At 50.2% G+C, this 24276-nt stretch carries 20 protein-coding genes and 1 riboswitch; of the genes, 8 read left to right on the forward strand and 12 right to left on the reverse strand.

Annotation, left to right across the window (positions count from 1 at the left end):
* Positions 1-7: 7 nt before the first annotated feature.
* The 3 genes from ABXS70_RS18900 to thrS all read left to right on the forward strand — a co-directional run bounded on the left by ABXS70_RS18900 (position 8) and on the right by thrS (position 5054).
* Entirely contained in the window at positions 8-769 is a 762-nt protein-coding gene (locus ABXS70_RS18900) for a response regulator transcription factor (protein WP_342554781.1), read from the forward strand.
* Positions 766-2529 carry a HAMP domain-containing sensor histidine kinase gene (locus ABXS70_RS18905; RefSeq protein WP_342554780.1) on the forward strand — a complete coding sequence of 588 codons (1764 nt, stop codon included), beginning with the start codon at positions 766-768 and terminating at the stop codon, positions 2527-2529. Before ABXS70_RS18900 ends, ABXS70_RS18905 begins: the two co-directional genes overlap by 4 nt.
* A gap of 536 nt (positions 2530-3065) precedes the next feature.
* Positions 3066-5054: a threonine--tRNA ligase gene (thrS, locus tag ABXS70_RS18910; RefSeq protein ID WP_342554779.1), complete on the forward strand. Its 1989-nt coding sequence runs from the start codon at positions 3066-3068 to the stop codon at positions 5052-5054.
* A gap of 134 nt (positions 5055-5188) precedes the next feature.
* On the opposite strand, the gene ABXS70_RS18915 is transcribed toward thrS, so the two are convergent.
* Positions 5189-6052: an SDR family oxidoreductase gene (locus ABXS70_RS18915; RefSeq protein WP_342554778.1), complete on the reverse strand. Its 864-nt coding sequence runs from the start codon at positions 6050-6052 to the stop codon at positions 5189-5191.
* A gap of 159 nt (positions 6053-6211) precedes the next feature.
* On the opposite strand from ABXS70_RS18915, the gene ABXS70_RS18920 reads away from it, so the two are divergent.
* From ABXS70_RS18920 to ABXS70_RS18930, 3 genes are all read left to right on the forward strand, one after another.
* Positions 6212-6754: a hypothetical protein gene (locus ABXS70_RS18920; protein ID WP_342554777.1), complete on the forward strand. Its 543-nt coding sequence runs from the start codon at positions 6212-6214 to the stop codon at positions 6752-6754.
* Between the two features lie 127 nt (positions 6755-6881).
* Positions 6882-7616: an MBL fold metallo-hydrolase gene (locus tag ABXS70_RS18925; protein ID WP_366290005.1), complete on the forward strand. Its 735-nt coding sequence runs from the start codon at positions 6882-6884 to the stop codon at positions 7614-7616.
* Between the two features lie 174 nt (positions 7617-7790).
* Positions 7791-7937 carry a hypothetical protein gene (locus ABXS70_RS18930; protein ID WP_366290008.1) on the forward strand — a complete coding sequence of 49 codons (147 nt, stop codon included), beginning with the start codon at positions 7791-7793 and terminating at the stop codon, positions 7935-7937.
* A gap of 421 nt (positions 7938-8358) precedes the next feature.
* Here the strand turns inward: ABXS70_RS18930 and ABXS70_RS18935 are convergent, their stop codons facing one another.
* The gene (locus ABXS70_RS18935; protein WP_342554774.1) at positions 8359-9567 is read right to left on the reverse strand and encodes a PQQ-dependent sugar dehydrogenase; all 1209 of its coding nucleotides are present in this window, start codon (positions 9565-9567) and stop codon (positions 8359-8361) included.
* A gap of 399 nt (positions 9568-9966) precedes the next feature.
* On the opposite strand from ABXS70_RS18935, the gene ABXS70_RS18940 reads away from it, so the two are divergent.
* The gene (locus ABXS70_RS18940; protein ID WP_342554773.1) at positions 9967-11055 is read left to right on the forward strand and encodes a Xaa-Pro peptidase family protein; all 1089 of its coding nucleotides are present in this window, start codon (positions 9967-9969) and stop codon (positions 11053-11055) included.
* Between the two features lie 258 nt (positions 11056-11313).
* Here the strand turns inward: ABXS70_RS18940 and ABXS70_RS18945 are convergent, their stop codons facing one another.
* From ABXS70_RS18945 to ABXS70_RS18955, 3 genes are all read right to left on the reverse strand, one after another.
* Entirely contained in the window at positions 11314-11661 is a 348-nt protein-coding gene (locus tag ABXS70_RS18945) for a hypothetical protein (RefSeq protein ID WP_366290012.1), read from the reverse strand.
* Positions 11662-11795: 134 nt separating this feature from the next.
* A complete protein-coding gene (locus ABXS70_RS18950; RefSeq protein WP_342554771.1) occupies positions 11796-12479 on the reverse strand; it encodes a queuosine precursor transporter in 684 nt (227 codons plus the stop codon).
* Positions 12480-12764: 285 nt separating this feature from the next.
* Positions 12765-14162: an L-cystine transporter gene (locus ABXS70_RS18955; RefSeq protein WP_342554770.1), complete on the reverse strand. Its 1398-nt coding sequence runs from the start codon at positions 14160-14162 to the stop codon at positions 12765-12767.
* Positions 14163-14510: 348 nt separating this feature from the next.
* On the opposite strand from ABXS70_RS18955, the gene ABXS70_RS18960 reads away from it, so the two are divergent.
* Positions 14511-16211, forward strand: a complete 1701-nt coding sequence (locus ABXS70_RS18960) for a methyl-accepting chemotaxis protein (RefSeq protein ID WP_342554769.1) — start codon at positions 14511-14513, stop codon at positions 16209-16211.
* Positions 16212-16450: 239 nt separating this feature from the next.
* Here ABXS70_RS18960 and ABXS70_RS18965 read toward each other — a convergent pair whose 3' ends face one another.
* From ABXS70_RS18965 to ABXS70_RS18995, 7 genes are all read right to left on the reverse strand, one after another.
* Positions 16451-18004 carry a cobyric acid synthase gene (locus ABXS70_RS18965; RefSeq protein WP_366296689.1) on the reverse strand — a complete coding sequence of 518 codons (1554 nt, stop codon included), beginning with the start codon at positions 18002-18004 and terminating at the stop codon, positions 16451-16453.
* A 101-nt stretch (positions 18005-18105) separates the two neighbouring features.
* Complete coding sequence (gene cobS / locus ABXS70_RS18970) at positions 18106-19005, reverse strand: adenosylcobinamide-GDP ribazoletransferase (protein WP_342554768.1); 900 nt, start codon at positions 19003-19005, stop codon at positions 18106-18108.
* The gene (cobU, locus tag ABXS70_RS18975; RefSeq protein WP_342554767.1) at positions 19002-19562 is read right to left on the reverse strand and encodes a bifunctional adenosylcobinamide kinase/adenosylcobinamide-phosphate guanylyltransferase; all 561 of its coding nucleotides are present in this window, start codon (positions 19560-19562) and stop codon (positions 19002-19004) included. Before cobU ends, cobS begins: the two co-directional genes overlap by 4 nt.
* Positions 19559-20692, reverse strand: a complete 1134-nt coding sequence (cobT, locus tag ABXS70_RS18980; RefSeq protein ID WP_342554766.1) for a nicotinate-nucleotide--dimethylbenzimidazole phosphoribosyltransferase — start codon at positions 20690-20692, stop codon at positions 19559-19561. Before cobT ends, cobU begins: the two co-directional genes overlap by 4 nt.
* 45 nt (positions 20693-20737) lie before the next feature.
* Entirely contained in the window at positions 20738-21652 is a 915-nt protein-coding gene (locus tag ABXS70_RS18985; protein ID WP_342554765.1) for an ABC transporter ATP-binding protein, read from the reverse strand.
* Positions 21649-22695: an iron ABC transporter permease gene (locus tag ABXS70_RS18990; protein ID WP_342554764.1), complete on the reverse strand. Its 1047-nt coding sequence runs from the start codon at positions 22693-22695 to the stop codon at positions 21649-21651. The genes ABXS70_RS18985 and ABXS70_RS18990 overlap by 4 nt, the downstream gene beginning before the upstream one ends.
* The gene (locus ABXS70_RS18995; protein WP_342554763.1) at positions 22692-23687 is read right to left on the reverse strand and encodes an ABC transporter substrate-binding protein; all 996 of its coding nucleotides are present in this window, start codon (positions 23685-23687) and stop codon (positions 22692-22694) included. The genes ABXS70_RS18990 and ABXS70_RS18995 overlap by 4 nt, the downstream gene beginning before the upstream one ends.
* Positions 23688-24139: 452 nt before the next feature.
* A riboswitch (cobalamin riboswitch) is annotated at positions 24140-24269 on the reverse strand.
* Positions 24270-24276: the final 7 nt, after the last annotated feature.

Consider the following 24276-nt stretch of genomic DNA (forward strand, 5'->3'; position numbering starts at 1 on the left):
GGTGCACATGGATCATGTCTCACTGCTGCTTGTTGATGATGAACAAGCGATTCTGCATATGCTCAAAACCGTGCTGCTTAAAGAACAATTTCTCGATATCGACACCGTTACGACAGGTGAGGAAGCCCTCGAAGCATGCAGCAATAAAACGTATCACTGCATCGTGCTCGACATTATGCTTCCGGGTAAAAGCGGCTTGGAAATCTGCCCTTTTCTAAGGCAGGTTACAGACGCACCCATTCTGTTTCTGACTGCCAAAACTACAGATTACGATAAGCTTACCGGATTTGCCGTCGGTGGCGATGACTATGTAGTCAAACCGTTCAACCCACTGGAGGTGGTCGCCCGTATTAAATCACTGCTGAACCGATATCTCCCTTCCAAAACAACGACAATGCAGTTAAATACCTGTGAACACGTAAAAACGTCATCACTGCATACTGCGCAAGGAATATATGATTTCGGCAGATTTCAGGTGTCTGAGCTGGCTGGGGAGCTCCGTGTTGAAGGACAGGCCGTAACTTGTCCGGCACTGGTGTTTCAACTGCTGCTCTTTTTCTGCAAACACCCTAACCGGATCTTTACCAAATCGGAGCTGTATGAACGAGTGTGGGGCTCGGAAGCAATCAGTGACGACAACACGGTTATGGTGCATATTCATCGCATACGGGAGCGCATAGAAGCCGATCCTTCCAATCCGGTATTTCTCGTCAATGTGCGAGGCTTGGGATATAAACTGATTCCGCCCGGCAGCGTGCCGCAGATATGAGTATTCGCCGCAAATTATTGACCCGCTTCATCGGCATGCTCACCGGTACCGTCATTCTGATTATTCTGCTGGGGTCCATGGCTGCCTTCTGGGTACTGCATAAAATCAATGAAGTCGAATTGATAGATGACTTTGCAAACAATGGATTGGATCAGCTCATCAATACTGCCGAGATTATGCCGGATAACACGATACGATATGATCCCGATCTATTGAAACAGGTCGATAAAAATCAGGGCTGGCTGCAGGTTCTGGATGAAAAAGGGCATGTCATTGATGATTATCACGTCCCGTCCGATGTACCGAACCACTATAAACCAGGTGAACTGATAGCCTACTGGCAGGCCGATAAACCTTTTCCCTATCAGCTCGCCATGCTGATCCGGGAGAAGGACGGGAAACATTTTACGTTGTTATACGGAGAACGGAACGCGGCCAAGTCATTCCTTGACGAGGTCCGTCCAAAGATTACGTACGCCGGTGGTAAACTGACTGTAAAACCAGCTGAACAGGATGCTTTTCGTAAAACAGATGCCTATATCCAGGTATTGGACCCTTACGGAAAGGAAATAACCTCCTATAATAAACCGGCTGTGGGCGTGCCCGGTCAGTACACCGTTCAGGATCTTGTTCTGCAGGTCCGTTATCCTAACCGTTCGGGGATATCCGTGGCCACGTGGTACGATCTGCAAAATGAAACGACCTGGATGCTGAGTGTGCCGGTTGATCCAACCGCTGTCGAAAAGGACAATCCTTATGCCTTCATTCTTGAACCGGCACTGGTCGTCTTGATTTTGTCCATCATCGTGCTTCTGGTGCTGCTGGCTCTATGGTACGCGAATCGCTTTGGCTCCCCAATGCTGCATATGCTCCAGTGGCTGCAGCGTCTGGAACAGGGAAATTACGAGGAACCGACAGGGGCTCTTGGTCTTCCTCGAAGTCAGCGCCGCAATGGAAAATGGAAGCGTAAATATCAGGTGTATGGTGAAGTGCTTCATTCGATGCAGGCTTTGTCCCAAACACTCAAGCAGGATGAAGAGCAGCGGAAACAGACGGATTCACTGCGTGAGGAATGGATTGCGGGCATTACCCATGATCTCAAAACCCCCCTTTCCTCTATCCAGGGATATGCGCATATGCTGGAAGCCGACAAGTACAGCTGGACAGCAGAGGAAGTCCGGGAATTCGCAGGCATCATGGTTGACAAATCCATGTATATGGACAGGCTTGTAAATGATCTGGCCATGACCTATCGATTGAGAAGTGGAGGTTATCAGCCTGAAGTGGAGCGAACTGACGTAAATACGCTTCTCCGTGATCTCGTGCATCGGGCAGAGCGGAACCCTGCGTTTGGCGAAGGCCGTATCGTATTCCAACCCGCTGATACACCTGTATACGGGATGGTGCATATCCCTTCTTTTGAACGAATCATCGATAATCTTGCGGCTAATGCCCTGCTTCATAATCCGCCTGAATCGATACTCACGGTTCGTGTCCATGCGGGTAAACAGGAGGGTGACTTCACTATTGAGTTTGCCGATAATGGCCAAGGCATGAGCCCGGAAACGGTGTGGAAGCTGTTCGAACGTTATTATCGAGGTACGGACACGGGAACGAGTGACGTTGGATCAGGACTCGGGATGGCCGTAACGAAAGGGTTAATTGAGGCCATGAACGGCCGGATTGAAGTATTATCCACACCTGGGGAAGGGACGACGATTCGATTGATATGGATGCAGCACTCCAAAGAAACGAGCTGACCTGCATTGAAACATTCCGCTTGACCTTTCCATTTCCAGTCTATATAATCGACTCTCAAGTAACACCTGTTCCAACGATTGAATTAAATTGGCACATTACGGGAACAGCTGATCTGAATTGACCTATGTCATTCCGTTCGCTGTACCCATTCATATTTGGCGTTGACCAGAGACATGGCTTTGATTGCGTGCTGCCCAGAGAGAGAAGGGATTGGTGAAACCTTCTTCAGCGAACGGACCGAAGTTACCCCTCTGCAGCCGTGGCCTCGAACCTCCGACGCTGTACAGACAATGCACAGATTATACAACCGATGATCTCACAGCATATCTGCCAGTTCGGTCAGTAGAGTTCACCGCCTGATCCCCGATAACGGATTCCAATGAGGGTTATGATGGTTCCTGTTTGCGGCGGCTGGCCGAAATCGGAATGCAGCATAACCAAATTAGGGTGGAACCACGAGCCAAGCGCACTCGTCCCTTTTCCGGGACGGGTGTTTTTTGCGCTTCCATCACAAACACATTGGAGAGTGGTTCACATGAGTCAAGAGAACAAACACGGGCAGAAAAGTAACAATTCATCTTTGGGCGAGAAACGATCTGCAGCATCTGAATCTTCGATTGAAGTTCGTCTGCAGGGCGGAGCTGTACGCTCGTATAACGCAGGGATCACCGTTGGCGAAGCTGCCTCATCGATCAGCACAAGTCTGGGCAAACAGGCCGTCGGTGGTATCGTGAATGGCCGGAATGTCGACCTGAGCGAGAAACTGGAGCAGGATTGCGAATTGATCATCGTTACGCTGGACAGCGAGGAAGGTCTGCATAGGTATCGCCACAGCACAGCTCATGTGCTGGCTCAGGCACTGAAACGTTTGTACGGTGCAGACCATGTAAAGCTGGGGATTGGACCTGTCATTGAGGACGGATTTTACTATGATGTCGACCTGGATCAATCCCTTTCCATCAGTGACCTCGCAGCGATCGAGCGGGAAATGAACAAGATCATTCAGGAGAATATTCCTATCTGCCGTAAACTCGTCAGCCGTGAGCAGGCGCTTGGTCTCTTTGAAGCGGTTCAAGATCCTTACAAGCTTGAGCTTATCCATGATCTGCCTGAAGATGCTGAACTTTCGATCTATGAGCAGGGTGAGTTTTTCGACTTGTGCCGAGGTCCACACCTTCCTTCGACTGGCCGGATCAAAGCGTTTAAACTGCTGCAGGTTGCCGGCGCATACTGGCGCGGGAATTCAGACAATAAAATGATGCAGCGTATCTACGGCACAGCTTTTGCAAATAAAGCCCAGTTGGATGAACATCTACACATGCTCGAAGAAGCGAAAAAACGGGATCACCGCAAGCTTGGCAAAGAGCTGGAGCTGTTCATGTTCTCTGAAGAAGCCCCCGGCATGCCCTTCTATCTGCCTAAAGGCATGACTGTCCGGACAGAGCTGGAGCAGTTTTCACGGGAGCTGCAGCTGCAGGAGGGATATCAGGAGGTTCGCACTCCGCTGATGATGAACAACCGTCTATGGGAACAATCGGGTCACTGGGAGCATTACAAAGACAACATGTATTTTGCGGACGTGGACGATGCCACTTTTGCCTTAAAGCCGATGAACTGCCCGGGTCACATGCTGATTTTCAAAAATACACTGCATTCCTATCGCGAATTACCCATTCGCATGATGGAATTCGGCCAGGTGCACCGGCATGAATTTTCAGGTGCCCTGAATGGCATGATGCGCGTACGGACGTTCTGTCAGGATGATGCCCACCTCTATGTGATGCCTGAACAGATCGAAGACGAGATCAATCAGGCAATCTCTCTGATTGGACGGATGTACGACATCTTTGGGTTCGAGTATAAAATCGAGCTGTCCACACGCCCGGAAGATTCCATGGGTTCGGAAGAATTATGGGATCAGGCAGAGCAGGCACTGCGCAGTGTGCTGGATGCCCGCGGTGTGGAGTATCATGTTAACGAGGGAGACGGCGCCTTTTACGGACCGAAGATTGACTTCCATATCCTCGATGCACTGAAGCGCAGCTGGCAGTGCGGAACAATCCAGCTTGATTTTCAAATGCCCGAAAAATTCGATCTCACATACATTGGTGAAGACAGCCTGAAACACCGTCCGGTCGTTATTCATAGAGCAATCTACGGCTCAATCGACCGCTTTATCGGCATTTTGACTGAGCATTATGCAGGTGCGTTTCCGCTCTGGCTCGCTCCGGTGCAGGTGAAACTGCTTCCGGTTTCGGATCATTATGCAGACTATGCACTTCAGGTACAGAGCCAGCTGCGGGCAGCCGGCATACGGGTGGAAACAGATCTTCGCAGCGAGAAGCTAGGCTACAAGATTCGTGAAGCCCAGATGGAGAAAGTGCCCTATTCACTTGTACTTGGTGAACAAGAGAAAAATGCCTTGTCTGCCTCTGTCCGAATGTACGGTCAGGGAGATCAAGGCATGCAGCGGATTGATGATTTTATTGAAATCGTTCGGCAGGCTGTGAAGAGTAAAATTTGAGAAAGGCAGCATGGATGAAAATAGCACTTTGTTACGGGACATATGTTAGATGTCTAACATGTCGTTGGCTTACAAGCGATTCATAGACTCTAAGCTATTTCGAAAGGTTCTAACACGCTCGGATTTCTAACAAGTTATAATCTTTCGTCAGGCTGCAGACCAACCTGTTCTTCGCTCCATGTCCATAAACGCTCGGCTGCCTCATCATCCAGGGCATGGTCTTTCAGCCGCTGCTCCTTCTGCTGGTAGAAGTAACGCCCGGTCACTCCGGTGACATCTGGACTTGCTGCCAAGTATATCGCTGTCCGGGCCCCCTCTTCCGGTGTCAGGAAAAACGGGAGCTTGGCTGCAAGCGCCATGATTCGCGTACCAAATCCGGTACTGCGATCCACCCCGATGCTCGTCCCTACCGCACCCGGATGTAAGCAATTGACCGTAACGGAAGTACCGGCGAGTTTACGGGCAAGGGCCCGGGTGAAAAATACGTTTGCCAGTTTGGACTGGGCATAACTTTTGATTGGATTGTATCCTTTACGCAAATGCGGATCATCAAAATGAATTTTCCCGACCTTGTATGCTCCTGACGATACATTGACAATGCGCCCTTGTTTGGCAGTTTTCAGCGATTCAATCAGAAGCAGTGTGAGCAAAAAGTGTCCCAGATGGTTAATGCCAATGCTCTGCTCGAAACCATCTGACGTTTCTTTGCGCTTAACCATCACCACGCCAGCATTATTCACCAGTACGTCCAGATGATCATACCGTTCGCGAAAATGACGTGCAAACTGGCGAATGCTGTCCAGCGATCCGAGATCACACAGCATCAGCTCAATATGGGAAGAGCGCGACTCCCGCAGCGCCTGCTGAAGCGCCTCTTGTCCTCTCTTTTCGCTGCGGCAGGCCATAATGACGTGATAACCCTGCCTTGCAAGTTCAATGGTCGTGGCCAGCCCCATACCTGAGTTGGCTCCCGTAACGATTGCTGTCTGAATGGCCATGAAGTCCTTCCCTTCTGAACCGGAGGTTCTTTGAATTATTTTGACCGAAAGCGCGTGCGGCATTTTGTTCCAGATTATGAGATAATGAAGTGATCATCTGTATCTTCTGATTCAATCGTGTTCCATTCACATCTCGGTACCCATGGGAGGACAAGTCGTATGCTGACCCAAGAGGATTTCAAACACGTGAGAAAGCTTGCCAAGCTTGAGATTAAACTGCTCGAACAGGAATATCGCGATATTCTGAACCATGTCGATTCCTCTATGTACGAAGAATACGAATGGCTGGATGAAGAGCATGCCAATGAACTGACTCGCAAACGCAAAAACCGGAGATACGCTTCGCTAACCTTGGAGTTATGCTCTATTATGGAACAGATGCTGCTGCAGCTTTACAAACGTGCGTATCAGAAAAAGTTTAATTCGACCCAACTCATGAAAACTCCTGCCTACCGGGCACGTTCGAACATGGAGATCCTTGAAGCGGAGCTGGACAAGAAGCATATTACTTTGAAAACGGGCAGGGAACTTTGCAGCACCGCGCTTCATCAGGCTTTCCAGACCCGGAACAAACTGATCCACGAAAACTTCTCGTTCATCGCCATTGTTAAAGACGGCAGTAATGAGGAAGAGACATTTGAAACAATCCTGCATGCGGTGAAAAAATATAGAAAACATCTGACCTATGAGAGTTCAGAGTAAATAATGCATTTCACATGATGTCGAGTTCTTTAAATGAATGCAGAGCGCAGAGTACACGCTGCTTGTACTCACTGATTGAAAAATACAACCACTGCAAGGAGGTGCCCGGATACTCATCCGGATAATTATGAACCAACCTATATCATCCATCACGGTGTTGAACCTTCACATTCCAACGCCAACAGGCAGCAGCCCTATTCATCCGGTCCTGCTTCGTGATGAAGACGGGTACACGCTGGTAGACACAGGTATGATCGGTCAATTTGCCGAGCTTCAATCCGCACTCAAGCAGCTGGACGTAACGCTGGCCGATATCAAACGTGTTATTCTCACCCACCAGGATATTGACCATATCGGTAATCTTGGTGCACTGCTGGATGCGATTCCAGGTCTTGAAGTCTGGGCTCATGCAGCTGAAATCCCCTATCTGACTGGCGCACAACCTTTGATCAAATTCACACCAGAACGCCGGGCCCTGCTCCCCGCCCCTGTGCTGGATTTGGCAGATCAACTGCTCATGCAGCTGCCAGAAATCAACATCAGCAGAATACTCGCGGACAGAGACATCCTCCCGCTCCAGGGCGGTACACAAGTCATCCATACACCAGGACATACGCCTGGTCACCTATGCCTGTATTTTGGCGAGCAGCAGTTCCTGCTTGCCGCCGACGAGCTGCGCATCGTTGAGGATCAACTGGTCGGCCCGGCACCGCCCGCAACACCAGACATGCCCGAAGCACTGCGCAGTTTGAATAAACTGACAAGCTTGAACGTGAGTAAAGTGCTCTGCTACCATGGGGGAGAATATACGCAGGACCCCGAAAAACGCATTGCCGAGCTAGCTGCGAACCCGAAAGCTTGAGCGTTGCATCCTGTAGGGAAAGCACGTGCATGCGGAACGCTTGCGTGCTCCAGTAATCAAGAAAGCTGTCCTGCGTCGAAACATTGGCGAGGACAGCTTTTTTTGAGTGTCAACGTAGGGCGGCGCTGTGCGTAAGTACAGCGATACCGAAGGCACGTCGGAAGCAGGCGGCCTATGGCATTGTATGTCAGACGGCTGCATTGGAGACAGCAGTGTCTTAGAAGCGATGCTTCGGAGGCAGTCACGTCCGAGGCAGCAGCATCCTGCATCGACGCTTCGGTAACTGCCACATCTGGGGGTCTGCTGGATTCAGCTTGGTGAAATCTTAACGATCTCAAGAAGCCTTATTCGGCCTGATCTGACGTCTTTTATTTTCTAACGATCCCCAGACACCTTAATTACTCGAATTACTAATGATTTAGCTCTATTATGCGCATTTTGGATGAAATAGCGTTTCTGGAAATCGTTAGGTTTTCCGAAAGCCGATAAACCTCGAAATAAGGTTCCCTGAAATCGTTAGAATAATAAGGGGCCAGTTACCCTGTCCCAGAAGTGTACGCCCAGCCTTTCTACTCATCCCATACTACTTACTCCACTCTACTTCATGTACTTTTCTACATTTCACTTCATTTTCAGCATTCCATTCGGTCGCCTTCTTCTGTTCCTACTCCAGCCCCTACTCTTGCCCTCCCCTGTAATCCTTCAGACTACGTAACGCCTACTTCTTACTCCCGCGCTTGATCTATCCTTCGGGGGTAAGCACAATCAGCTGATCATCCCCGTCACGCGGTGATCCTCGGCCATCACGATTGTTGGTCAGCACATACAGCTTACCGTTCTCACCAGTGCTTACATTGCGAATACGCCCCCACTCATCTTCGAAAAAAGGGACAACCTGCTCGACCTGAGTACCGTCTTCAGACAAAATAACCCGCAGCAGCTGCTCCCCTCTCAAATTCGCAGCCACCAATGATCCGGCCCATGGTCCTTCTGTGATAAAGGCCGCACCCGAAGGAGCCCAAGTTTCATTACCGCTATGCGCAAGCGGAGCCTGATACCTGCCGTTATCATCGTCGTCGCCCTCTACTTCGGGCCAGCCGTAATTCTTGCCGGCAATAATCCGGTTAATCTCGTCATGATTGCGCTGACCATGCTCGGTCGCATAGAGATACCCGTTATCCGGGTTCCATGCCAGCCCTTGCGCGTTTCGATGTCCCAAGCTGTATACAGGGGAATTCGGCCAAGGGTTATCTGAAGGGATCGACCCGTCGAGACCTATCCGCAGTATTTTTCCACCAAGGCTATCCGGGTTCTGTGCCAGTTCCGGCTCATATCGCTCACCTGTAGTGATGTACAGCAGCTGATCCGGCCCGATTTTGATTCGTCCGCCGTTGTGGTTCACCCCGCCCGGGATGTTGGTCAACAGTTCTTTGTCGATTTTGGCTTTCCCGTCATTGACCTTCAGGCGCAGCACCCGATTTGCAATATCCTGCCCGTCACGATAGGAATGGTACACGTACAAATAGCCATTGCTCTCAAAGTCTGGATCAGCCGTAAGTCCCAGCAGCCCACCTTCTCCCTCTTCATTAAAGGGGGCTTCGAATTCCAGCAGCGGCTCAGCCTCCAGCTTGCCATCGGTAATCACTCGAATAGCTCCGGGACGTTCTGTAACGAACATCTGCCCGTCCTGAGCTGTCACCATCTCCCACGGCGCATTCAGTCCTTCCACCAGCACAGAAGCCCGATACGGAATAACCGCATTTCCCTGCTCCTCATTCTCTCCAGCTTCTGCTTCATTAGAACCTCCATTTGCGGTCTTTCCCTGACCAGCCCCCTCTCCTTGAGAAGACGTCTGCGGCTCGGATGCGGGACTGCCTGGCGCACAAGATGCGGTTAACAAAACCATGCTGAGCAAAGACGCATACAGCGGTACAGTTAATCGATTATTCATAATAGATCGAACTCCCCTTTCGGTCTGATTTCACTTCTTTGCGGCTTTGGTTTACGAATACTCTGTAGATGCGGTTACCCGGTGCTTTTTGAGGAGCTTGCGGCAGGGGGATATCAGCTGCTCTCTATAGTTCATATATGTCTCAACTATTTATGTGTATATATCATGTCTAAACTGTATTCACCACCTACATCCTATGCTGTTAAGCGGTTTCGCACTGTATTACCCCTGCCGTTCTTTACTCAAACGGTAAAAAACGTCTTTTCAGGTTCTTTGCATACGGCCGCCAGTTTAGAATTCCTTCAACATCTTCTATAATAGATAGAGCAAACGTTATATTATTAAGATAACATGATGTATTCAAAGCGAGTACATATTGAAAGGTGGACATATACACTCATGAACCAAACTCCTTTATCCAGACTGGAAGCTGATTTGTCCAAACAAGGGCTCGATGCTGTGCTGATCACCGACCCAAAACATATCTATTACCTGACCGGATATGCGAGCAATCCGCATGAACGTTTTATGGGTTTGATGCTTGCACGCGGCGAAGATCCTTTGCTGATTGTACCTGCCCTGGACGCTGATGCGGCAGCAGCCGCTTCTTCCGTACCTAACATTGCAGCACATACCGACACAGATAACCCTTATGATTTGTTTGATCGCTATCAGGGACGTCTGGGCCGGGTCGGCTTGGAAAAAGAATATGTCACCGTCTCCCGCTTTGAGCAGCTCAGCTCCGCACTTGGCGGTGCAAAATTTGAAGATGTCGGTCCTTCGCTGCGTGCACTGCGCGTCAACAAAACACCGGATGAAGTCGCTCGCATCCGCCACGCCATCGGTCTCATTGAAGAGACGCTGCGTCAAGGTCTAACACATGTACGTGCAGGTGTTACGGAGATTGAACTGGTTGCCGAGATGGAGTATCAGATGAAAAAACTCGGAGCAGACGGCCCCTCCTTTGACACGATGGTACTGACCGGACCGAAAACCGGACTGCCGCACGGCACTCCTGGGGACCGCAAACTGCAGCATGGGGATCTGCTCATGTTTGATATGGGTGTGTACGCAGGGGGATATGCGTCCGATATTACGCGTACCTTTGCATTTGGAGATATTTCATCAGAACTGCGCACCATCTATAACACCGTGCTGGCGGCGAACGAAGCGGCCATTCAAGTCGTTAAACCCGGCATGACCTGTGCATCTGTGGACCATGCGGCGCGGCAGGTGACGATAGATGCCGGATACGGGGAGCGGTTTATGCACCGTGTTGGTCATGGACTCGGCATTGATGTGCACGAATATCCTTCTCTGCACGGGGAGAACATGGATCTGCTTCAAGCTGGAACAGTGTTTACCATTGAGCCGGGGATCTATACCGCATCTGGTGGCGTGCGTATTGAAGATGATGTGCTTGTAACAGAATCCGGTGTCGAAGTGCTCACGACATATCCAAAAGAACTGCAAATCCTGACGGACTAACGCTTACGCCGCCAGGTGAGGCAGCGCGCGGCGAACGCTAAAAATCCCGCAAGCCATGACAGCATGGCTTGCGGGATTTTTAATTAACTGCTGCATGTATCCTGCGTCGTTCTGTGCATATGCAGCGTGCGTGCTCCTGTTGCTGCAGCTCAGATGGCACACCACACCAGGCAGGTCGTCTGCCGAACTCATTTGGTATGCAGTAGATGCCGATGCTCCAGCTCTTCACACTGCCCCAGCCCTATACGTCACATCATCTCATTTCATGCGTAATATCCTGCCAGTCCTCCAGCTGCGGCAGCAGCTGCTTCCCCAGTAATCCAGAAACCATTGAATGACCCTTGTCGTATCTGCTGTCTTATAGCTGTAGTGCCGGAAACCGCTTTCCCCTTCCTGCAAACGGATTTCTGCGACCATCTGTCCCGGTTCATCGAGCGCGGCCGCCTGCATATACATACTTCCCTCCACCAGCTCCGAGGGTTCCAGTACCACATATTCCTGCAATTCTAGATTCGTGAGCAAATCCACGAATACCGAGGCATTAATGCTCTCATTCTTATAGGTTGTGCCATTGCTTTCCAGTGTATAACGCAGTGCAGTATACATGCGCAGTCCCCCTTTTAGGTTGCAAAAAATGATTATTCATCGTTACCAGGAAATATATTCTATATAAATTATCCCCCTGCAGACTCCAAAATGCAAATGGGTTCACAGGGGGATTTCAATATCATTCTATTCTATTATGCCTCATCCTTGAACTTGAAGCTGCGCGCAGCATACAGGAACGGTGTCCCAACCGCAGTCAGCACAAATTTGATCAAATATGTTGTCAGGAAAATCTCCAGCCACACGTCCCATGGATAGATGAACACAAAGGCAACCGTGCAGAATACCAGAGTATCCACAAAAGAACTGATGATCGAGCTTCCGTTTGTCCGAATCCACAGCTGATTACGTCCGGGTGCTATTTTGCGCAGCCAGCTGAACAAACGCACATCCAGAAACTGACTGATAAAATACGCAGATAAACTACCCAGCGCAAGACGCGGCAGCAGACCAAACAATTTTTTCATCGATTCCTGAGCAAAATCTGTCGGTGCCGGATCAAATAAAAGCACCATCTGCATCAGAATGGTTGTCATAATCAATGTGAAAAAACCGAACCAGACGGCCTTCCGCGCTTCCCCCGCCCCATACTTTTCGTTGAGAAGGTCGCTCGTCAGATACATGCTGACATACATCGTGTTGCCCAGCGTCAGGACGATGCCCATAATATCTATCGTTTTGGTTACCTGAATGTTGGCGATCACCGTAGCCACACCGATCCAGGCATACAGACCTTTTTTGCCGAACAAGCGGTAACACAAGAGGAAAAATCCGTACGTCACAAGAACAAATACCGCTCCAAAACCCAAATTAAACATGAATACATACACTGCCTTCCTAGTTTTGATTACGCGGGATGGTTACGAACCGCGGTTTGGCGCAGGGCCAAAACATGAATACTCTATCATATTTCAGACCTCTTGAACAGAACTAATTCCCTCCAGTTTAGAAAAAAAGACCTCCACCGCCCATGCATGCCATGCACGCCCCGGTATAACTTCACACCAAAAAGCCGCCCTTCGAAGTTCTCCGAAGGACGGCTTTTGGAACATGTACTGGCGCAGGCAACTTCATGCCTGAACCGTTTGAACAGCTGATCCGGCTTAGGCGTGAGCGGCAGAATCCAGTTCACGGCTCTGATCGTTAAACGTATCACGATCATTTTCTTTCAAAATCTTGCTGGTCAGCAGTCCAGATGTCATCGAGCCGTTCACATTAAGTGCGGTCCGGCCCATGTCGATCAGCGGCTCAACGGAAATGAGCAGTCCCACCAAAGCCACGGGCAGATTCATCGTGGACAATACGATCAGGGAGGCGAAGGTTGCACCGCCGCCGACGCCAGCCACACCAAACGAACTGATCATGACCACGAGGATCAACGTTACGATAAAGTCCAAGCTCAGCGGGTCGATACCGACCGTAGGAGCAATCATCACCGCCAGCATGGCCGGATACACTCCGGCGCAGCCGTTTTGACCAATGGTAGCCCCAAAGCTTGCAGCCAAGTTTGCAATCCCGTCGGAGACACCCAGTTTCTTCGTCTGTGTCTCTACGTTCAGCGGAATCGCTGCAGCACTTGAACGGGAAGTAAAGGCAAATACCAGTGTAGGCAGCACCTTTTTCAAGTACGTCACCGGATTAAAACCGGATAGGGTAATGATGATCAGGTGAATGATAAACATCACGATAAGAGCGACGTAAGACGCAATAACGAATTTAATGAGTTTCAAAATCTCTTCCGCATTGGTTGTCGCCGCTACCTTCGTAATCAGTGCCAGAATTCCGTAAGGTGTAAGCCTGAGCACAAGCGTAACAATTCGCATCACAACGGCGTACACGGCATTCACCATACCGCGGAACGTTTCCGCCTGCTGTGGTTTTTTACGATCCAGACCCAGAACGGCCACTCCGATAAAGGCTGAGAAAATAACGACAGCGAGTGTAGATGTACGGCGTTCCCCGGTCATATCCGCAAATGGATTGGAAGGAATAAACTCCAGTACCTGCTGTGGAATCGTTTGATCTTTCACGTCAGCCAAACGTTCCTCCACCTTCTGAATCTGGGCGTTCTCCCGATCTCCCCCTTGAATTTCAATGGAAGTCAGGTTGAAGCCGAGGCTTGTAACAATGCTGACTCCGGCAGCGATTGCCGTCGTAATCAACAGAATGGCAATAATGGAAAAACTCATTTTTCCGAGATTTTGCTTGCCCTTCAGATTCATGATCGCCGAGATAATCGACACCATGATGAGTGGAATCACGACCATTTGCAGCAAACGAACATATCCTGAACCGACCAGATTAAACCAATCGACTGATTTTGCAATGACGTCCGAACCCGAAGTATAAATAAGCTGCAGTACAACACCGTACACAACCCCCATACCCAGACCCGCGAATACGCGTTTTGTAAACGAGATGTGCTTCTTCTGCATCCAGTAGAGAACACCGAGCAGTGCCAGCATGACCACTACATTCACAATGATTAGAAATGTATTCATTACTTTGTATCCTCCTCAGACATGTATAACCGGCTTGAACCGATTTTTCTATTTATATGCTGCCTCCAAGTGCGGCAATGAACAATATACCACATATCAAACTATTCTGGTAGGTATTAATTGATATTATGTAATATGCATGTTAACCTTTCAACATTTATGAAAATATTTATGCAGTTTTATGAAAATTTTTCTATTCAACCCGCGGTTAATTTTGTAAAATAGGTATATCCGCTTATTCAAAGGTTTGTTAAAGATAAAAATTAGGTCTTTCTTCGTTAGTAAATAGGCCATAAGAGAACAGAATAAGGGACCGTGTTCATGAAGATGACGTGAAAGGATGATTGTATGTTTCGCAAACGAACCGTTGCCGGTAAAATCAGGGGCACACTGTTCCTTGTGCTGCTGGTTGCTTCTCTGTTGTTCAGTATCAGTTTTTATGCAGTATCTATGAATATTATTCAAAGTTATGTGCTGCCTCAGTTCGACAAAGTTCTGAGTACATCCATTCAGGATATTTACAAAAATACATCCTCTTCCAAAATTTTGCAGGTCCAAAGCGGTGGAGCAGGCTCCGATGGAGCTGCCATGACCGTAGGATCTTACCTGACCGAAAAATCCAAAGAGCACAGCCTCGACGCCGCATATGTCATTGCTTTGCAGGATGGCAAGGCGAGTATCGTTGTGGCTAACACCACCTCGAGCTTAAAAGCAGGTGATCCGATGGACGTTGAACCAGCCATGACTGAAGCAAGCGAGAAAAAACAAGCGGTAATCAGTCCGGTTTTCTCTGATTCATTCGGTGTACATAAAGCCGCATTTATGCCGATTGCCGGAAGCAATATGCTCATGGCTGTCAGCATGGATGCCAAATTCATTCAGGATAAAATTGCCCAAATTTTCTGGCTGTGCCTGGGCATCACAGCATTGGTGTTTGTACTTGGCTGGCTCATTTCTACGAGTATGATCAGAAGAGTCACGAAACCGATCGTAAAACTTGTAGAACACAGCAAGCGAATCTCTCAAGGCGATCTGACAGCTGAGCTCCAGATAAAGGGCAGGGATGAAATCGCCCAGCTGGCCGTAAGCTTCCAGACGATGACCCAAAATCTCAAGGGAATGATCAGCCATGCCCTGTCGACCTCTAATGAGGTCGTTAACGGCTCCAACGATTTGCTTGAACGTGTACAGTCCATGTCTGGCATGGTGCAGCACTCAAGCCAGGCTGCAGAAGAAGCTGGAAAAGGCAGTGTCAGCATTGAATCCAGTGCTTCGGAGAATGCAAGAGCTATGGAAGAGATCACCCAAGGCATCATGCATATTGCCTCTTCTGCAGCAGAAGTTTCCGAGCAGATCAGTGAAGCCGCAACCGAAGCCGTTAACGGTAATCAGCTCGCACAGAACGCAGTTGACCAGATGGAACGTGTTGGACAAACTGCCAGTGAATCACTGCGTTACATTGAGACGATGAACGAACGTTCCGTAGCGATCGGCACCATTGTAAATTCTATTTTTGAAATTACAAAACAGATTAATATGCTGTCGCTTAATGCTTCTATTGAAGCCGCACGTGCCGGTGAACACGGGCGCGGATTCGCAGTTGTGGCCGGTGAGGTCCGCAAGCTGGCGGAACAGTCCAAGACGGCGACAGAAGAAATTGCGGATTATCTCGGTACGATTCGAGAAGACGCCGAACGCTCCGTCAGTGCAATGAATCGGGTAACCCAGGAGATTGGCTCAGGAACATCGGTCGTACAGCAGGCTGGTTCAGCGTTCCAGCAGCTGAATGAACTGATTCAGAACGTTAATCTCACGATTCAGACTGTCTCTTCATCTACACAGCAGGTATCTGCGGGTGCAGAAGAAGTCAGCGCGTCGGTTGAAGAAACGGCACAGATTACGTCCAAGTCCCGTGAAAGCATGCAGCAGATTGCCGCTACCGCAGAACTGCAGCTGGACGAAATGGGCTCCCATACCAACACTGTGCGCCATCTGCATGAACAAGCTGTTGAACTGCAGACAGCCATGAAAAAATTTAAAATCAGCTAAATTGCTGGTTATAAGCACCAATCAAATTCAGCTCAATCGATATATAAACACAACGACGAACAAATATCCTTAACCCCTCATTCATCAGATTAAACAATTAAAAAAGATGGATTCAGAAACACCCCCATAACCGCTGCATTCGTTCAAGATTGAACGCGCTCCGGTCATGGGGGTGCTTTTTTAGATTAATATATATCACACCACACTTGCTCTATCACTATACTGCTGCAATCATTACCTTAGTCCACTTGGTCTGGCTGCTTCATGCCCATGATCTCATACACTCTCTTCATGTCCAGTGACGAACGAAGCGAAGCAGCAACCCGATCAAATTCCATGTCTTTGCGCGCCTGAGCACTGTACGTCTCCTCCAGCGGTGCAAGCCCTTTGGCTTCACGTAAACCGTTCAGCCAGGAACGGCGGAATTGATCGCTCTCAAACAAGCCGTGCAGATACGTTCCCCACACTTTGCCGTCTGCTGTGCCCCAGCCCTCTAGAAAAGTTTGTCCACCCGCGTGGGATATCTCAAACAAGGCTGTAACCTGTTCCGGTTCACGGCATTCCGTCACACCCATATGAATTTCGTATCCGTTAACAGGTACGGATAATCCCCCGTCCAGCTTCCCTTTATATAACCGGATAGGATGATTGGAGTGTACATAACCGGAGGCCCTGACCGTATGTTTATGCTGAAGAAAGGTTGTTGATAACGGCAGCCTGCCCAGGCCTACCGCTTCCTGAGCCTGATCAGCCTCGACAGCGTAGGGATCAGTCAAATGCTCGCCCAGCATCTGATATCCGCCGCATATGCCCACAAGCTGCACATGCTGGCGTTCTGCCTGATAAGCAATCGCTTGTTCCAATCCGGATTCCCGCACGAAATTCAGGTCGCCGATGGTATCCTTCGTGCCTGGTAAAATAACAACATCCGGGCTGCCCAGTTCCTCCGGCGAGGTTACGTAGCGCACATTTACGTCCGGTTCACGGGATAGCGCATCGAAATCCGTAAAATTGGAGATGCGCGGGTAACGGATTACCGCGATATCCAGTTCGCTCTGTTCCCTTTTGCCATGACGCAGGGAGTCCAGCACTACCGAATCCTCTGCCTCGATCTGAATATCTCTTATGTATGGCAGCACACCCAGGACAGGAATGCCCGTCCGCTCTTCAAGCCAGTCCAGACCCGGCTGCAGCAGAGATAGGTCTCCTCTGAACTTGTTGATAATAAATCCCTTAACACGCGCCGCTTCATGGGGTTCCAATAGTTCCAGCGTACCTACGATGGAAGCAAATACACCCCCGCGGTCAATGTCAGAGATCAGAATAACCGGTGCATCGGCCCAGCCTGCCAGATTCATGTTGACGATGTCCCTATCCTTCAGATTAATCTCGGCCGGACTGCCTGCTCCCTCCATTAGTATGATGTCATATGTATCACGCAAACGGTTCAAGGCATCCATGACCGTCTGCTTTGCTTCAGGCAGGAAGTGCTGACGATAATCCGAAGCACTCATCTGGGCAAAAGGTACGCCATGCACCACAATCTGTGAATGCATATCCCGTACGGGTTTGATTAAGATTGGATTCATATCGGTTGTTGCTTCTATACCGCAGGCTTCAGCCTGCGCCCCCTGCGCCCGGCCGATCTCCTTGCCGTCTTCGGTGACATAGGAATTCAGGGCCATGTTCTGTGATTTGAACGGGGCAGGTTGAAATCCATCCTGCTTGAAAATCCGGCAAAGCGCCGTTGTGATTACACTTTTACCAACATCGGAAGCCGTTCCCTGCAGCATAAGTACAGCTGCTGGTTGTTTCCCCTGATCTTTCACGCCTGCTCCCCCTGTCTTTCGTGCGATTAACCTGCTGCATAACAAGAATGCTTAATGAATCACAACTAGAGCCAGAAGAGTCCTTGAAGTACGCTTAACACCGTCAACAGGGCAGCTTCCAGCAGTTCATTCATCGCACCATATGTATCTCCGGTGAGGCCTCCGAGCCTTGCACTAATTCGTACCGCCACGAAACGCCCGATGTAATAACACGCCACAGGCACTAGAATCACCGATGTTACGGGATACAGCCACCATGGCAGTGATCCAAACCCGCTGATCGCAGCATCGGCAATAGCCGTATCGGGCTTGAACATCCATACGGCAGCAATCGTCAAGACCCCTGCAATCAGCGAAAGTCCGGCAGCAGCGCTTCGTGCACGCTGCACTTCTCTCCGCTCGCCAAGCCCTTTGAACAGAACGGCCAGTCCGTCATCCCCGCGTGCATTGGGCCAAGCCGACATGGCATAAACCATGAACCATCGGCTCCAAATCATGGGCAGCAGCAGCAGTGCGCCGTAATACCAGCTGCCGCGCGCAATAAAGTCCGCGATCAATGCGGCCTTCATCATAAGCAGCAGCACACAGGCAATGACACCCATAGCGCCAACCCGGCTGTCCTTCATAATCTCCAGCATTCGCTCACGGCTTCGATAACTGAGCAGCCCGTCTGCCGTATCCATCCATCCGTCAAGATGCAGTCCCCCGGTAAGCCAGACCCACACCGTTAAGGCGAGAACGGCTGCCGGGAAGGCGGGAAGAAGCAAACCGCTCAGCGCCGCTGCAAGCCAGACGCATAGACCGATTGCAGCGCCCACCAGCGGGTAGTACACTACACTTTCGCGCAGCAGCGGTGGTGCAAAATCAAGCTGCATTTTCACAGGAAAACGTGAGAGAAATTGAAAAGCGGCAGCGGCGGCATATTGCTGCTGCGGAACATCTGAGCGTCCTGTGCCTTCCTTCATAAGCGATACTCCTTGCTCTTTAATTCGATTGCGATGCCCACCGTTACAAGAAATACTTCACGGCAGATTGCCGCAATTCGCTGATTAAGTACACCTGCCAAATCACGATAAACCCGGCCCAATTTGTATTCTGGCACAATCCCGTCACCCACTTCATTGGTAACCAGCACAAGCAGACCTGGATACGTTCGAATCGCTTCAACCAGCGCATCCAGATGACCCTGCAGCACATGGCTATCGTCCTGCTCGTGTGCTAACAGAATATTCGTCAGCCATAGTGTCAGACAGTCCACCAGTATCGTAGGTGCAGAAGTACCGGTATGTCCTTCACCCATGCGGTTAATGAGCGCAGGCAGGGCCAGCGGCTCCTCCATCGTACGCCAGAGATAACCGGAGTCTTCACGCTGCTGCTGATGCATAGCAATACGTTCACGCATTTCGTCATCATACGCCTGAGCTGTTGCTACATACCATGCCTCTGAGGAACGCTGCATGCAGAGACGCTCGGCAAACGAACTTTTACCGCTGCGGGCCCCTCCTGTGACCAATACACTCATCGGGAGCCATCTCCCAGCACGGATGACGCCGATGAAACAGCCGGATCGGCAGCAGCTGCTGAAGCCTGATTTGCTCCATCCGAAACCCCTGCGCTGGTGAAGGTAGCCATCTCATTCAGAAGAAGGCATGCGGCATCAATCAGATGCAGGCTGAGCACGCCGCCAGTTCCCTCTCCAAGACGCATGTCCAGGTCCAGCATCGGTTTCAGTTCCAGTTCACGCAGCAGTGCCGCATGCCCATTCTCATGTGAAGTGTGCGACGCGATCATGTATGCCGTGCTCAGAGGAGCAAGCTGTCTCGCAATCAGCGCTGCAGCCGTAGAGATGAAACCATCCACTACAACCGGACAGCGGTGTGCCGCTGATGCAAGAATAACGCCGGTAAGTCCGGCAATCTCCAATCCGCCCACTTTACAGAGTACATCCAATGCATCATCAGGATTTGGTGTGTTTATGCTCAGAGCCTGACTTATAACGGCAGCTTTGCGCAGCACTCCCGCATCATCCAACCCTGTCCCTCTCCCTACAGCAGCAGCGGGTTCAGTCCCTGTGAGCGCACTCATCACTGCAGCGCTCGCAGTGGTATTGCCAATTCCCATCTCTCCAGTCACAAACAGCTGTGTGCCTTTTGCCACCTCTTCCGCAACCACATCCACGCCTGCAAGAATGGCCTGAATCGCCTCATCCCGGGTCATTGCTGCCTCTTGGGCCATATTGGCAGTGCCTTTACGAATTTTGCGAGAGAGCAGGTCTGCGTGTTCAAGGTCAGCATTTACACCAATATCGACACAGATGACTTCTGCTCTGGCGTGACGTGCAAGCACATTAACGGCAGCGCCTCCCGCCAGAAAGTTCATGACCATCTGAGGAGTAACTTCGGCTGGAAAAGCACTTATCCCTTCTGCCACCACACCGTGATCCGCAGCCATCACGACAACCGCTCTGCGATCAAAGCGCGGACGCACACTGCCTGTCATACCCGCCAGTCGAATGACAAGGTCCTCCAGTTTGCCAAGACTGCCTGGCGGTTTCGTCAGCACATCTACATGAGCAGACGTTTCCGCTGCAATGTTTTGGTCAGGAGGTGCAATTTTGTTCAATAGCTGTCCCAACACCTGTTCATTCTTCATACAACGAGCACTTCCTTTTTTAAAATAGAGGTTCTCCTGCCTTATTTAAAGCGTATCCCGCCGCAGCAGCAGTTGAGGTACGGCATGATCCGGATGGGACACCATCGCAGGTTTAACGCGAAAAATCTCTTCTATCTGCTCCCCCGTCATCAAGCTTCGAGGAGCACCCATCCCTGCTATTTCGCCTTCTCTCAAAGCCAGAATCTGATCGCAGAACAAGGCAGCCAGATTTAGATCATGCAGTACGGCAGCAATGGTAATACAGCTCTTCTGCCGCCATGCAGCTAATAACTCCATGAATTGTAATTGATATTTGATGTCCAGAAATGTGGTGGGTTCGTCCAGCAGCAGCAGACGCGGCTCTTGTGCCATAACCTTGGCCAGCGCTACCCGCTGCCTCTGCCCACCGCTTAGGGAATCCAGCGGCCGCTCCGCTAGTTCCATCAGTCCCAGTTCTTCAAGCACCCGGTCCACAACTCGGGCCCCATCTGCCGATTCCCTGCCCAGCCAGTTCTGGTAGGGGTATCGCCCCATCTCTACGACATCACGCACAGAATAGGAAATTGCCGGCAGACCATCCTGCTGCAGAACCGCGATCATACGTGACAGATCCTTGCGGCTGTACGAAGTGATATCTTGGCCGTCAATACGGATCTGACCTTCACTTAGCGATTCCGTTCCAGCTATAAGCTGGAGCAGTGTCGACTTTCCGCTTCCGTTCGGGCCGACAACTCCCCACCATTCTCCTTCTTTAATCTGCCAGTCTACATCATGTAAGGCCCGATGATCACCGTACTTTTTGCCAGCACCTGTAACCGATACCCATGTTTTTGTTTTACCGACAGTCTTTCCGTTATCCCCGGTTAAAGCACGCTGTGCATTACTGCTTAAATCCGATTGAGACAACAACCCCGGAGACGGTTGTTGGCCTTGTTGATTGTGCTTCCACCCTTTACTCACGGGACCATCCCCTTCCGCAGCTTCTTGTTCCGGTGCAGCAGATAAGCGAAGAACGGAGCACCTACAAAAGCCGTCACGACACCCAACGGTATCTCGGTTGGTGCCAGCAGAGAGCGGGCAATCGTGTCCGCCCATACCATAAAGATCGCACCGCCAATTGCAGATAGCGGCACCAGCAGTCGGTAGTCCGGCCCTACCAGCAGCCGAAGCATATGCGGAATGACCAGTCCAACGAAGCCAATGACGCCGGAGACGGAGACTGCCCCGGCTGTGAGCAGCGTACCCACAGCAAGTACAGACAGCTTGAGTCTGTCCACGCCAACCCCGATATGTGCCGCCTGACGTTCACCCAGCGCCAGTACATTTAGGGAACGTGCACGGCTCCACAGAAAGATCAGACCCAGCAGGAAATACGGGAAAAGGATGGCCGTATACGACCACCCGCGCAGTGCCAGACTTCCCATCGTCCAGTATATAATTTCATTGATTGTCTGCTTGGACATGGTCGACAGGAAGGAAACGACCGCACCCAGAAAGCTCTGCATAACAACACCTGCCAGAATCAGGCTGTGTGTCGGTATTTTGCGTCCTTCACGAGCCAGCGTCATGACGAACCACAGCGTCATGGCCCCGGTCAGAAAAGCAACCAGCGGCAGCGTCCAGATTCCGATCAGGGCATACTGCAGTCCGAAGAAAATCAGGAAAGCCGCCCCCACCGAAGCTCCTGAGGATACCCCTAGTGTAAAAGGATCTGCCAGCGGATTGCGCAGCACTCCTTGAAAGCCCGCGCCTGCAATGGCCAGCGAAGCTCCAACGAGCACCGCAAGCAGCACACGTGGAAAGCGCACCTTCCAGATAATCTGTTCGGCAGCCCTGCTCCAATCAGGTGTGATCCAGTCGCCCACCCACGGCATTTTGTGAATGAGAATACCGGCAATGTCCCGGATGGGCAGCGCCACCGAACCAATGCCCGTGCAGATGAGCACGGTAAGCATCAGCAGCCCTATACCTATCGTTCCGTACAGGATCAGCTTTTTGCTCATTTGAACAGATCAGGATAGATCGCTTTGGCTACTTCTTTTAATCCTTGAGTTACACGTGGGCCCGGACGGCTCAGCAAGTTGGCATCCAATCCGACCACATTATTGTTTTTTACGGCTGTGATTTGATCCCAGCCGCTGCGCGATTTGATAATCTGATCCAGCGTTTTGGAGTTTTCGTCAATTACATCGTTTGCGTATAGAATAACATCCGGATTAGCGGCGATTACATTTTCCTCGTTAATCTGATACCAGCTCTCTTTGTCCGCAGCAATATTGGTGCCTCCAGCTGTCGTGATCAGTTCATCCATGAACTCACCTTTACCTACGGTCCAGCCTGGAGAGAACTCAACATATACTTTCTTTTTCTCTTCCGGCTTCACGGCTTTGACCGCTTCTGTTACGTTCGTTACATCCTGCTTCATCTGTGTGATCAGTTTCTGAGCCTGCTCCTGATGATCTGTAATTTTACCAAACGTTTCGATATTGTTCATTACATCGTCGATGGATTTAGGATCGGTTTTGAAAATGGTGATCCCCAAATCACGCAGCTTTTTCACTGCATCTTCACTCAACGAAATACCTCCGAATACGATATCCGCATCAGCGGCAATAACCGACTCTTCATTGGGTTTGTTAATCCCGCCCATTTTCGCTTTTGCTTTCGCCGCTTCCGGGTAGTCATCGTAATCCGATACCCCTATAATCTGCTCGTCCAGGCCAAGCGCAAACAATGACTCCGTTTCAGCCGGAGATACCGAGACAATTTTGGATGGTGCCTTTTCAAAAGTAAAAGACTCACCTGTTGCATCGGTAACCGTCAGCGGATATTGTGTTTTCAGATCGGTTTGCGTTTGTTCCTGTGACTGCTCTTGTGCAGGCTGCTGTGTGCTGCCCGCTCCTTCTTTGGTTGCTGCATTACCGCATCCGGCGAGCGCCAGTGCCAGCATCGCTGCGCTCAACAGTGACGTGAGTGCTTTCCAGTTCTTAATCATTAATTTAAACTCCCCTTCTCTATCTGTACTATTGTTGTTACATAATACCTCAATCTTAATGCTCTACCCCATCTTGGTGTGTTCCGATGAAACGAAAATGAAGATGTGTACACGTTTAACGGAGAGTGCAGAACCAATTTGGAGAAACGAAGTGCTCGCCTGCAGCTTTCTGTAAGAAAGCTGCATCGAAAGCATACGCCTATCACCGGATTTTTCCCTTTGAATAAGGGAATCAAAAAAATCTAGGGATAATAACAATCGGAAAATGGTACTGCACTCGGAGTGGCCCCGTGTAACATACTATTTTTCATCACATCGTGTACAACAAGAAAAATCCCTAATCCTCACATAAGGATCAGGGATGACGTCTCGCATATGGCAGTCTGTATATGTGCAGCAGGAAGCGCTCACGCACAGAATGGCCCGAAACGTTGTCCTTTCCTCGAAGGAACACCGGCTTGTACGTCCAGGGCTGGTAATCTGACTTACAGGATGGCTCCTGTTTCACAGTGGCGGGACCGTGCTGGATTTACACCAGCTTCCCCATTTACCCTTGTGCACATCATGACTTGTCTTTGCTCATCATGAA

The sequence above is a fragment of the Paenibacillus sp. AN1007 genome (genome assembly GCF_040702995.1).
Classification (GTDB): domain Bacteria; phylum Bacillota; class Bacilli; order Paenibacillales; family Paenibacillaceae; genus Paenibacillus.

Bases quoted from the DNA above. Each gene is read 5' to 3' on its own strand.
- cobS (WP_342554768.1), bottom strand. From the start codon at position 19,005: ATGAAGGAAGGCACAGGACGCTCAGATGTTCCGCAGCAGCAATATGCC.
- cobU (WP_342554767.1), bottom strand. From the start codon at position 19,562: ATGAGTGTATTGGTCACAGGAGGGGCCCGCAGCGGTAAAAGTTCGTTT.
- ABXS70_RS18935 (WP_342554774.1), bottom strand. From the start codon at position 9,567: ATGAATAATCGATTAACTGTACCGCTGTATGCGTCTTTGCTCAGCATG.
- ABXS70_RS18925 (WP_366290005.1), top strand. From the start codon at position 6,882: ATGAACCAACCTATATCATCCATCACGGTGTTGAACCTTCACATTCCA.
- ABXS70_RS18990 (WP_342554764.1), bottom strand. From the start codon at position 22,695: ATGAGCAAAAAGCTGATCCTGTACGGAACGATAGGTATAGGGCTGCTG.
- ABXS70_RS18960 (WP_342554769.1), top strand. From the start codon at position 14,511: ATGTTTCGCAAACGAACCGTTGCCGGTAAAATCAGGGGCACACTGTTC.
- ABXS70_RS18920 (WP_342554777.1), top strand. From the start codon at position 6,212: ATGCTGACCCAAGAGGATTTCAAACACGTGAGAAAGCTTGCCAAGCTT.
- ABXS70_RS18995 (WP_342554763.1), bottom strand. From the start codon at position 23,687: ATGATTAAGAACTGGAAAGCACTCACGTCACTGTTGAGCGCAGCGATG.
- ABXS70_RS18945 (WP_366290012.1), bottom strand. From the start codon at position 11,661: ATGTATACTGCACTGCGTTATACACTGGAAAGCAATGGCACAACCTAT.
- ABXS70_RS18905 (WP_342554780.1), top strand. From the start codon at position 766: ATGAGTATTCGCCGCAAATTATTGACCCGCTTCATCGGCATGCTCACC.
- ABXS70_RS18930 (WP_366290008.1), top strand. From the start codon at position 7,791: ATGGCATTGTATGTCAGACGGCTGCATTGGAGACAGCAGTGTCTTAGA.
- ABXS70_RS18965 (WP_366296689.1), bottom strand. From the start codon at position 18,004: ATGCTGCAGGGAACGGCTTCCGATGTTGGTAAAAGTGTAATCACAACG.
- cobT (WP_342554766.1), bottom strand. From the start codon at position 20,692: ATGAAGAATGAACAGGTGTTGGGACAGCTATTGAACAAAATTGCACCT.
- ABXS70_RS18950 (WP_342554771.1), bottom strand. From the start codon at position 12,479: ATGTTTAATTTGGGTTTTGGAGCGGTATTTGTTCTTGTGACGTACGGA.
- ABXS70_RS18955 (WP_342554770.1), bottom strand. From the start codon at position 14,162: ATGAATACATTTCTAATCATTGTGAATGTAGTGGTCATGCTGGCACTG.
- ABXS70_RS18915 (WP_342554778.1), bottom strand. From the start codon at position 6,052: ATGGCCATTCAGACAGCAATCGTTACGGGAGCCAACTCAGGTATGGGG.
- ABXS70_RS18940 (WP_342554773.1), top strand. From the start codon at position 9,967: ATGAACCAAACTCCTTTATCCAGACTGGAAGCTGATTTGTCCAAACAA.
- thrS (WP_342554779.1), top strand. From the start codon at position 3,066: ATGAGTCAAGAGAACAAACACGGGCAGAAAAGTAACAATTCATCTTTG.
- ABXS70_RS18900 (WP_342554781.1), top strand. From the start codon at position 8: ATGGATCATGTCTCACTGCTGCTTGTTGATGATGAACAAGCGATTCTG.